The 694-nt window shown below is 78.1% G+C and carries 1 protein-coding gene; it reads right to left on the bottom strand.

Annotated features, from left to right (window positions below; translation table 11 throughout):
* On the bottom strand, positions 1 to 694 hold a 694-nt coding region (locus G3I42_RS04230), incomplete at both ends, for an ATP-dependent helicase (protein ID WP_164282490.1).

Here is a 694-nt window from a genome sequence, read left to right as displayed (position 1 = left end):
GGCCTCGCGCAGCGCGGGCGAGGCGTGCGGGTCGACGGTCGTGGCGCGCAGTTCGGCGACGAGCGCGGGCACGGCGAGCGGGCGCCGGGGGCGGACGGTGAGGTGGCGCGGCTCGACGCCGAGTTCGGTGAGGAAGCGCGAGGGCTGGTCGCCGTCCTCGGCCGGGGCCTTCACCGCCGTGACGACGAGGCGGTCGGCGGCGCGCGTGACCGCCACGTAGAAGAGCCTGCGTTCCTCGGCGAGCAGCGCGCCGGGCGTGAGCGGTTCGGCGAGGCCGTCGCTGCCGATGCGGTCGGCCTCCAGGAGTGAGCCGCGCTGCCGCAGGTCGGGCCACACGCCCTCCTGCACGCCCGCGACGACGACGAGCCGCCACTGGAGCCCCTTCGCGCGGTGCGCGGTCATGAGGCGGACGGCGTCGGGGCGGACCGTGCGGCCCGAGAGGGTGTCGGCGGCTATCTCCTGCGCTTCCGTCTCGGCGAGGAAGTTGAGGGCGCCGCGCCCGCCCGTGCGTTCCTCGGCGCGCGCGGCCGTCGCGAACAGCGCGCACACCGCGTCGAGGTCGCGGTCCGCGTTGCGCCCGGCCGCGCCGCCGCGCCGCGAGGCCCGTTCCAGGCGCGCGGGCCAGCGCGTCCCGTTCCACAGCTCCCACAGCGCCTCCTCCGCCGTGCCGCCCTTGGCGAGCAGCGCGCGCGTG

It is taken from the genome of Streptomyces sp. SID11385, assembly GCF_010548245.1.
GTDB lineage: Bacteria > Actinomycetota > Actinomycetes > Streptomycetales > Streptomycetaceae > Streptomyces.
Note: the sequence above shows the minus strand (reverse complement) of the source record. Positions and strands in the feature narration are given on the sequence as shown.